Below are 9,672 nucleotides of genomic sequence, written 5' to 3'. Positions count from 1 at the left end.
AAAAATTAGACAGGCCGCTTTCAAAATTCAAATCGACTATGGACAAAATAGATAAACAAATTCTCGCCATCCTGCAAGAAGACGCCAGCACGCCGGTGGCGGAAATTGCGGAGAAGGTCAATCTGTCATCGACGCCTTGCTGGCGCCGCATACAGAAGCTGGAAGAAGACGGCGTGGTGTTGCGCCGGGTGGCGCTGCTGGATGCCGAAAAACTGAATGTCGGGGTGACGGTATTCGTCTCGATCAAGACCAATCAGCACAACGCCAACTGGTACGCCCAATTCAGTAATACGGTAAAACTGATTCCGGAAGTGGTGGAGTTTTACCGCATGAGCGGCAATATCGATTACCTGTTGCGGGTGGTGGTGCCGAATATCGCCGCCTACGATGCGGTTTATCAGAAGCTGATGCAATCGAACGCGTTGTTCGACGTCAGCGCCAGCTTCGCCATGGAACAGATCAAGCACACCACCGCGCTGCCGCTTGATTATGCCGGACTGGACTGATGCAGCCTGATCCCTGATCCTGCTACAGCGCTTGCTCCATGCGCTTGAAAGCCTGGCCCATGTCGGCCACCAGATCGTCGATATGCTCCAGGCCGACGTGAATCCGCACCAGCGGATTCTGATAGGTCGTGGCTGACGCTACCCGGGTCGGCGGCTTGTCCAGCGGCAGAGCCAGGCTTTCGAAACCGCCCCACGACAAGCCGATGCCAAACAACTGCAGACTCTCGAAGAATTTAGACAGCGCAGGACGGCCGACTTCCTTCAACTCGATCGCGAACAGACCGCTGGCGCCGAGGAAATCGCGCTGCCACAGCCGGTAGCCGGGATCGGACGGCAAGGCCGGATGCAATACCCGCTCCACCAGCGGCTGGGTGCGCAGATATTCCGCCAGCTGGATGCCGCTCTCCCAATGCTGGCGCAGACGCACCGCCATGCTGCGCATGCCGCGCAAGGCCAGGTAAATATCGTCCGGGCCGGCGGTCTGGCCGAAATCGTGGGCGCCTTGCTTGAGGATGCACCAGGCCCGCTCATTGGCGCTGGCTACGCCCAGCAAGGCATCCGAATGGCCGACGATGTATTTGGTGGCAGCGTGAATCGAGACGTCGACACCGTGTTCGAACGGTTTGAAAAACAGCGGCGTGGCCCAGGTATTATCGAGCAAGACATAGGCGCCGACTTTATGCGCTTCTTCGGCGATGGCCGGGATGTCTTGTACTTCAAAGGTCCACGATCCCGGCGACTCGACAAACACCACGCTGGTATTCGGCCGCAGCAAAGTGCGGATTTCGCCGCCGATCAGAGGATCGAAATATTCCACTTCGACGCCCATGCGGCGCAACACGCGATCGGCAAAGGTCCGCGTCGGGCCATACACGCTATCGGTAATCAGAATATGATCGCCGCTTTTGACGAAAGCCATGATGCTGTGAGTACAGGCAGACAAGCCGGATGGAAACACCAGGCAGTTGTGGCCGCCTTCCAGCGTGACGATCGCCTGCTCAAAGGAACGGGTGGTCGGGGTGCCGAAACGGCCGTAGTTGGCCATGGGATTGTCGATCTGGCGGGCGGCTTCCCAATCTTCCAGATTGTTGGCGATGATGGTCGAACCGCGGAACACCGGCGTGTTGACCATGCCCGCGAAACGCGCCGGCTCGCGGCCGCAATGCACCAGTTGCGTATCGACGTGGGCGGCCGGGGAACCGGAAGAATTATCGGAAGACATGAGAAACACTCCTTGCTGAACTGTACGGCGACATTACCAGCGTCTATTGTAGAGTCGTCGGCATGGAAAATTATTGCAAGAAGGCTCTTAAAATCGTGACTTATTAGAATATTTTTCCAATATTTATATATTTAAAAGAAATTAAATACAAAACAGTCTACAAACACGCATTCAGTTATCCATAAATCATCAAATTTTATATATATGCAATACATATTAATGGGCAACAAATCATATATTTGACACAGCCTTATGGGCAAGGCACTCTAGCGTCAGCCCTAAAGCCATTATTTCTGGAGATGTAAATCATGCCGCAATATCGTTCCCGCACCACCACCCACGGCCGCAACATGGCCGGCGCCCGCGCCCTGTGGCGCGCCACAGGCATGAAAGACGGCGATTTTGACAAGCCGATCATCGCAGTGGTCAACTCGTTTACCCAATTCGTCCCGGGCCACGTCCACCTCAAGGACCTGGGCCAGATGGTCGCGCGCGAGATCGAAGCGGCCGGCGGCGTCGCCAAGGAATTCAATACGATTGCGGTCGATGACGGCATCGCCATGGGTCACGGCGGCATGCTGTACTCGCTGCCTTCGCGCGAACTGATCGCCGACTCGGTGGAGTACATGGTCAACGCCCACTGCGCCGACGCCATGGTGTGCATCTCCAATTGCGACAAGATCACGCCGGGCATGCTGATGGCGGCGATGCGTTTGAATATTCCGGTAGTGTTCGTTTCCGGCGGCCCGATGGAAGCCGGCAAGGTAGTTGAAAAGCTGCCAGGCGTGGCGGTGATCGATCAAAAGATTTTCAAGATCGATCTGGTCGATGCCATGATCAAGGCTGGCGACACCACCGTCAGCGATGCCGACATCGCTGAAATCGAACGCTCGGCCTGCCCTACCTGCGGCTCTTGCTCCGGCATGTTCACCGCCAATTCGATGAACTGCCTGACCGAAGCGCTCGGTCTGGCGCTGCCCGGCAACGGCACCATTCTCGCCACCCATGCCGATCGCAAGGAATTGTTCTTGCGCGCCGGCCGCCTGATAGTGGAGCTGGCCAAACGCCATTATGAACAAGACGATTACTCGGTCCTGCCGCGCACCATCGCCAGCAAGGCTTCGTTTGAAAACGCCATGACGCTCGACGTCGCCATGGGCGGCTCGACCAATACCGTGTTGCACTTGCTGGCCGCGGCGCAAGAAGCTGAAGTCGATTTCAAGATGGCCGACATCGACCGCATCTCGCGCCATGTTCCTTGCCTGTGCAAGGTGGCGCCGATGACCGATAAATACCATATCGAAGACGTGCACCGCGCCGGCGGCATCGTCAGCATCCTGGGCGAACTGGCGCGCGCCGGCCTGCTCGACACCAGCCGCCCGACCATCCACAGCAAGACGCTGGGCGACGCTATCGCCAATAACGACATCACGCAAACCCGGGATGCGGCGGTCCATAAACTGTTTAGCGCGGCTCCCGGCGGCGTCCCGACCCAGGTTGCGTTTTCCCAGGAAAAGCGTTTCACCAGCCTCGATACCGACCGCAGCAACGGCTGCATCCGCGACAAAGCCCACGCTTATTCGCAGGACGGCGGCCTGGCGGTCTTGTACGGCAATCTGGCGGAAAACGGCTGCATCGTCAAAACCGCCGGCGTCGATGAGAGCATCCTCAAGTTCAGCGGCCGCGCCCGCGTCTTTGAAAGCCAGGATCATGCGGTGGAAGCGATTCTGGGCGACACGGTGCACGCCGGCGACGTCGTCATCATCCGCTACGAAGGACCGAAAGGCGGCCCCGGCATGCAGGAAATGCTGTACCCGACTTCGTATATCAAATCCAAAGGCCTGGGCAAGTCCTGCGCACTGTTCACAGACGGCCGTTTCTCGGGCGGTTCGTCCGGCCTGGTGATCGGCCATGCTTCGCCGGAAGCGGCCGAAGGCGGCGCCATCGGCTTGGTGGAAGAAGGCGACATCATCGAAATCGATATCCCGGAACGCCGCATGCACCTGAAAATCAGCGATAGCGAACTGGCGCAACGCCGGGCTGCGATGGATGCCAAAGGCAAGGACGCCTGGAAGCCGGTGAATCGCCAGCGTTACGTATCGCAAGCCTTGCAAGCTTATGCCGCAATGGCAACCTCGGCCGACCGTGGCGCAGTGCGCGACATCAGCCAGCTCAAGCGCTAAGCAATATACACGTTTGTTTCTTAGCGTTTATTTAGCAAGAAAAATGTAACTCTCTGTAAAAGAGGCCGGCGCAAACCGGCCTCTTTTTGCTTCATTTCCCTTGCCTGTGCTCAATTTACATGCTCGGCCCGCCTCGCTTCCAGGCCATATTCCTCCTCACGATATGGTAAAGTTGCGAACCGTTTCCTGCGGCAGATCCTGCGCGACATAAGCACAATAGATTTCCTGGTGAATTTTATGGCAGTCCCTGCAAGTCTTCTCGTCAGTGTTAACCTAGCCCCCTCAACCAACTATCGGATTGGCATCTAACAACAGATGACGTCGTTGAATAATCCCGGAATGCAAAAAAAAGCAGTAACCGTCATTGGCGGCGGCCCTGCCGGCCTGATGGCGGCTGAGGTGCTGGCTGCGGGCGGGGTGCAAGTCGATGTGTACGACGCCATGCCGTCGGTCGGCCGCAAATTCCTGCTGGCCGGCAAAGGCGGCATGAACCTGACCCATTCCGAACCCTACGACGCCTTCCTGTCGCGCTACGGTGCACGCCGTCCGCAGATCGCTCCACTGCTGGATCAGTTCAGTCCGGAGGCGCTGCGCGCATGGGTCCATGCGCTGGGAATCGATACCTTCATCGGCTCCTCCGGCCGCGTTTTCCCGACCGACATGAAAGCCGCGCCGCTGCTGCGCGCCTGGTTGCATCGCTTGCGCCAGGCCGGCGTGCGGTTTCATATGCGCCATCGCTGGCTGGGCTGGGATGAAGCCGGAACACTGTGTTTCGAGACTCCGCAAGGACCAGCTAGCGTCAGCGCCGATGCCGTCGTGCTGGCGCTTGGCGGCGGCAGTTGGGCGCGTCTCGGTTCAGACGCCAGATGGGTGCCGTTGCTGGCCCAGCGCGACATTCCGATAGCGCCGCTGCTGCCATCCAATTGCGGCTTCGAAACTGGCTGGAGCGAATATTTTCGTGAGCGCTTTGGCGGCCACCATCTGAAATCGGTCGCCATCATGCTCGACCCTGCCGACGGCGACAAGCCGGCATTGCGCAAGCAAGGCGAATTCGTGATTACCGCCGACGGCGTCGAAGGCAGCCTGATTTACGCCCTCTCGGCCGGCTTGCGCGATCGGATTGCTGCCGACGGCAAGGCCACGATCCAGCTCGACCTGCTGCCGGACTGGCCTCTGCAACGGGTGATCGACGAAGTAGCGCGGCCGCGCGGCGCACGCTCCTGGTCGAGCCACCTGCAAAGCCGTCTGGGCCTGAAAGGCGTGAAAACCGGCTTGTTGAGAGAGCTGGTGCCGGCGGCCGATTTTGTCGACCCATTACGCCTAGCGCACGCTATCAAGGCGCTGCCGCTAACCTTGCTGGCGCCGCGCCCTATCGACGAAGCCATCAGCAGCGCCGGCGGCGTGGCGTTTGAAGCGCTGGACCCGCAACTCATGCTGACGGCCTTGCCGGGCGTCTTTTGCACCGGCGAAATGCTGGACTGGGAAGCTCCCACCGGCGGCTACTTGCTGAACGCCTGCATGGCCTCGGGCCGCGCTGCCGGCTCTGGCGTTTTGAGCTGGCTGCGATAACATGAGCAGTCGCGTGAACAGTCCCGTGAACAATCGCATGAGCAATCCCGCGGCCAATTCCGTGCCCGATCGCACGGCCGATGGCAGTGTAAAACCACGTACATCGTCATGGGGCGACCGCCAACGTGCCAATCAGCGGCGCATCCCCAAGATCGTCGGCATCCTGATTTCGGTCCTGCTCCACGTATTCGGCATCTGGTATTTGCTGACCCAGCTGCCGATCGAAATCCCGATGCAATCGCCCGCGCCCGGCAACATGGGGACGGTCAGCATCTCCCTGGCGCCGGCGCCGCAAAGCCTGCCGCCGCAACCGGTCAAGACACCGCCCAAGCCAAAAACCGCGCCGACGCCAGCCAAGCCGCGCAAAGCCACGCCCAAAATAAGCCAGGCGCCGAAATCGATCACGGCAATCACGCCGACGATTGTCACGCCGCAGCCGGACGCGCCCAAATACGAGCAATCGGTCCAGGAAGATTTTTCTTCGCATATCCAGGCCGCGCGCGAAAAACGCGAAGCGGCCCAGGCCCAGGAACGCGCGCTGGCCGGCGAAACCAGCGCCGCCGAAGATACGCCGCAATCGCCGAATGACATCGCACGCGCCAACATCCAGGCGCAAAGAGGCTGGATGGGTATCGATAAGGACAAATCCGGCGGCATTTTCCAGGTGCGCGACAAAACGCCATTCCGGGCCAGCCTGATTTTCCGTGGCTGGAACGCCAGCTCCAGCCGCAGTGCGCAGCAGAATATTCCGGTTGAGCGCGGCAGCGAAGAAAGTATCGAAATGGCTATCGTCAATAAAATGATAGAAATGATCCGCAACAAAACCAGCACGGATATTCCCTGGCGCTCGCAACGCCTGGGGCGTGTCATCACGCTAAGCGCCAGGTTGAAAGATACCGCCGAACTGCAACAGTTCCTGATGCGGGAAATGTTTTACCAGGACAGCGCGCCGCCGCGATAAAAAGCCTGCGCAGCCGCAAACAAATAGCGGCTGCGCCTTGTTCAGCTTACAATATCGCCTGACCCGAATACCTTAGCAATCAAGCGCCAGTCAGGCTTGAGGATCGGCTTGAGAACCGGCTTGAGAAAGAACCCACTTAATGCAATCAAATTTTCAGCAGCGGGCCGCCCGATGACGGTAGCGGCACAAAAAGTTTCACCCGGCATGCAGCAATATCTCGGCATCAAGGCCGACTATCCGGACACGCTCGTGTTCTACCGGATGGGAGATTTTTACGAACTGTTTTTCGACGATGCGGAAAAAGCAGCGCGCCTGCTGGGCATCACGCTGACCGCTCGCGGCACCTATAACAACGCGCCGATCAAGATGTGCGGCGTACCGTTTCACTCCGCCGATCAATACCTGGCCAAGCTGATCAAGCTCGGCGAATCGGTGGCGCTGTGCGAACAAATCGGCGACCCGGCCACCAGCAAGGGGCCGGTCGACAGAAAAGTGCTGCGCGTGATTACACCCGGCACCTTGACCGATTCCAACCTGCTGCCGGAAAAATCGGACCAGCCCTTGCTGGCGCTGTATGTTACTCAACAGCGCAAGGCTATGAAAGTCGGCCTGGCGTGGCTGTCGATGGCTAGCGGCGCGTTGAAGATGATGGAATTCGCTTGCGAGCCAGCGACGCTGGACACCCTGCTCAAACAAGAGCTGGAACGGATCGCGCCGGCGGAAATCCTGGTGGCCGACATGGTCCAGGCGATGCTGGCCAATACCGTGGTCGACAAAGCCACCACCGTGCCGGAATGGCACTTCGATATCGCCCACGGCCTGAAATCCCTGCTGGATCAGCTCGCCGTCAGCAGCTTGAGCGGATTCGGCGCAGAAGGCTTGAGCGCCGCCGTCGGCGCTGCCGGTGCCCTGCTGCGCTATGCCCAGTCGACTCAGGGCAAGGGCTTGCAGCATGTGCGCACGCTCACGGTCGAAACCGAAAACGAATTCATCGGCCTCGACGCCGCCACCCGGCGCAACCTGGAACTCACCGAAACCATACGCGGCCAGGATGCCTCATCCGGCGCGCCGACCCTGTTTTCGCTGCTGGACCACTGCCGCACCGCGATGGGTTCGCGCCTGCTGCGTCATTGGCTGCATCACGCCAAACGCGATCAGAGCGTCGCCCGCGGCCGCCACGCGGCGATCGGCGCCTTGATCGCGGCCGATACCGGCAGCGCCATTTCCAGCACGCTGAGCGCAGTGCCGGATATCGAACGGATCACCGCCCGCATCGCCTTGCTGTCGGCGCGGCCGCGCGACCTGGCCGGTTTGCGCGACGGTTTGCTGCAACTGGATTCGCTGCGCGCCGACATCGCCATGTGCAGCCGCGACGACCAGGTGCCGTTGCTGCAAGAACTGCAAGTCGCATTGGAAACCCCGGTCGACTGCCTGCAACTGCTGCAGAGCGCGATCGCCGCCGAACCATCGACCATGGTGCGCGACGGCGGCGTCATCGCCGTCGGCTTCGACGCTGAACTGGACGAACTGCGCGGCCTGTCGGAAAACGCCGGCCAGTTCCTGGTCGACCTGGAAACACGCGAACGGGCGCGCACCGGCATCGCCAATCTGCGCGTCGAATACAACAAGGTGCACGGTTTTTACATCGAGGTCACGCACGGCCAGACCGACAAGGTGCCGGACGATTACCGCCGCCGCCAGACCTTGAAGAATGCCGAGCGCTATATCACGCCGGAATTGAAAGCGTTTGAAGACAAGGCCTTGTCGGCGCAAGAACGCGCATTGATACGCGAGAAAGCGCTGTACGAACAGATTTTGCAGAATCTGGCGCCGCATATCGGCACCTTGCAAAACATCGCCCATGCACTGGCGCAACTCGACACCCTGGTGGCGCTGGCCGATCACGCCGCACGCCATGACTGGTGCGTGCCGCAACTGGTGGCGGAGCCGGCGATTCAAATCGCACAGGGACGCCATCCGGTAGTCGAAAAACAGATTGAACGCTTCATCGCCAACGATTGCCAGCTATCCACCGAACGCAAGCTGCTGCTGATCACCGGCCCCAACATGGGCGGTAAATCGACCTTCATGCGCCAGGTGGCGCTGATCACCCTGCTGGCTTACGTCGGCAGTTATGTACCTGCCGACAGCGCCGTGCTAGGTCCGATCGACCGTATCTTTACCCGTATCGGCGCGGCCGACGACCTGGCCGGCGGCCGCTCCACTTTCATGGTCGAAATGACCGAATCGGCAGCCATCCTCAACGGCGCCAGCGAAAACTCGCTGGTGCTGATGGATGAGGTGGGCCGCGGCACCTCGACCTTCGACGGCCTGGCGCTGGCGTGGGCGATCGCCCGCCATCTGATCGACGCCAGCCGCAGCTTCACCTTGTTTGCCACCCACTATTTCGAGCTCACGCAATTGCCTGATCTGCATCCATCGGCAGCCAATGTGCATTTGTCGGCGGTCGAGCATAAGGACAGCATCGTCTTCCTGCATGCGGTGCAAGCCGGGCCGGCGTCCCAGAGTTACGGTCTGCAGGTAGCACAGCTGGCAGGAGTGCCGGCGCCGGTGATCCGCGCCGCCCGCAAACACCTGGCTTTGCTGGAATCGCAATCGATGCAGGCAACACCGCAATTCGATCTGTTTGCGCAAGCCGCCAATATGGATGCGGATGCAGAATGCGACAGCGCTGACGTCCTGCCGAGTGAATTGATGATTGCCCTGGACAGCATCGATCCTGACGCGCTGACGCCGCGCGAGGCCCTGGAACAGTTATATCGCCTGAAACATCTCACCGCCGGGCAGAAAAACTGATGAGCGCTCTTGCTCGCCTGCGCCGCAACTTGCCGCTCCGGTTAGCGCTATCGCTGGTGCTGGCGGCAAGCTGCGGCGCGGCGCCGGCGCAAACCGGCGCCTTCAGTTTTGGCGTGATCGCGCACGCGTTTCGCAGCAGCGCGGATGAAACGCCGTTACGCAATGCGATCAGCGAAACCGATGCCGACAATCTCGCCTTTGTGGTGGCGAACGGCATCAAGGCCGGCAGCGAACCGTGTACCGACAAATTGTATGGGCAGCGCAAGGCATTATTGAACAGCGCAAAAAACGGCTTGATCGTATCCTTGTCCGCCAGCGATTGGGCTGCATGCAAAAACACGGCTGACCGCTCGGCGGCAATAGAGCGCCTGAGCCGGCTCCGCGAACTGTTCTTTTCCGATGAATTTTCTTTTG

The 9,672-nt window shown here is 59.8% G+C and carries 6 protein-coding genes and 1 pseudogene; 6 read left to right on the top strand and 1 reads right to left on the bottom strand.

The genetic code is table 11. The annotated features are described in order from the left end of the window. The first annotated feature begins 38 nt into the window (after positions 1-38). Positions 39-506: an Lrp/AsnC family transcriptional regulator gene (locus KHU33_RS24380; RefSeq protein ID WP_211467840.1), complete on the top strand. Its 468-nt coding sequence runs from the start codon at positions 39-41 to the stop codon at positions 504-506. 22 nt (positions 507-528) lie between these two features. Here the strand turns inward: KHU33_RS24380 and metC are convergent, their stop codons facing one another. Then, positions 529-1,728, bottom strand: coding sequence for a cystathionine beta-lyase (metC, locus tag KHU33_RS24375; RefSeq protein ID WP_211467836.1), 1,200 nt, complete (start codon positions 1,726-1,728; stop codon positions 529-531). A gap of 308 nt (positions 1,729-2,036) precedes the next feature. Between metC and ilvD the strand changes: the two genes are divergently transcribed. From ilvD to KHU33_RS24350, 5 genes and pseudogenes are all read left to right on the top strand, one after another. Further along, a complete protein-coding gene (ilvD, locus tag KHU33_RS24370; RefSeq protein WP_211467834.1) occupies positions 2,037-3,911 on the top strand; it encodes a dihydroxy-acid dehydratase in 1,875 nt (624 codons plus the stop codon). Between the two features lie 339 nt (positions 3,912-4,250). Next, positions 4,251-5,480: a TIGR03862 family flavoprotein gene (locus tag KHU33_RS24365; RefSeq protein WP_230414531.1), complete on the top strand. Its 1,230-nt coding sequence runs from the start codon at positions 4,251-4,253 to the stop codon at positions 5,478-5,480. 37 nt (positions 5,481-5,517) lie between these two features. Beyond that, positions 5,518-6,441, top strand: a complete 924-nt coding sequence (locus KHU33_RS24360; protein ID WP_211467830.1) for a hypothetical protein — start codon at positions 5,518-5,520, stop codon at positions 6,439-6,441. Between the two features lie 171 nt (positions 6,442-6,612). Then, a complete protein-coding gene (gene mutS, locus KHU33_RS24355; protein WP_211467838.1) occupies positions 6,613-9,258 on the top strand; it encodes a DNA mismatch repair protein MutS in 2,646 nt (881 codons plus the stop codon). Continuing rightward, positions 9,258-9,672: pseudogene (locus KHU33_RS24350) on the top strand (hypothetical protein); the annotation flags it as partial. The gene mutS and the pseudogene KHU33_RS24350, both read left to right, overlap by 1 nt.

This window comes from Collimonas silvisoli (assembly GCF_018305005.1).
In the GTDB taxonomy this organism is placed as follows: domain Bacteria; phylum Pseudomonadota; class Gammaproteobacteria; order Burkholderiales; family Burkholderiaceae_D; genus Collimonas; species Collimonas silvisoli.
This window is presented reverse-complemented; position numbering and strand designations above follow the sequence as displayed.

Excerpts from the sequence above, each read along its gene's own strand:
- KHU33_RS24380 (WP_211467840.1), top strand. The coding sequence starts at position 39 with ATGGACAAAATAGATAAACAAATTCTCGCCATCCTGCAAGAAGACGCC.
- metC (WP_211467836.1), bottom strand. The coding sequence starts at position 1,728 with ATGTCTTCCGATAATTCTTCCGGTTCCCCGGCCGCCCACGTCGATACG.
- ilvD (WP_211467834.1), top strand. The coding sequence starts at position 2,037 with ATGCCGCAATATCGTTCCCGCACCACCACCCACGGCCGCAACATGGCC.
- KHU33_RS24365 (WP_230414531.1), top strand. The coding sequence starts at position 4,251 with ATGCAAAAAAAAGCAGTAACCGTCATTGGCGGCGGCCCTGCCGGCCTG.
- KHU33_RS24360 (WP_211467830.1), top strand. The coding sequence starts at position 5,518 with ATGAGCAATCCCGCGGCCAATTCCGTGCCCGATCGCACGGCCGATGGC.
- mutS (WP_211467838.1), top strand. The coding sequence starts at position 6,613 with ATGACGGTAGCGGCACAAAAAGTTTCACCCGGCATGCAGCAATATCTC.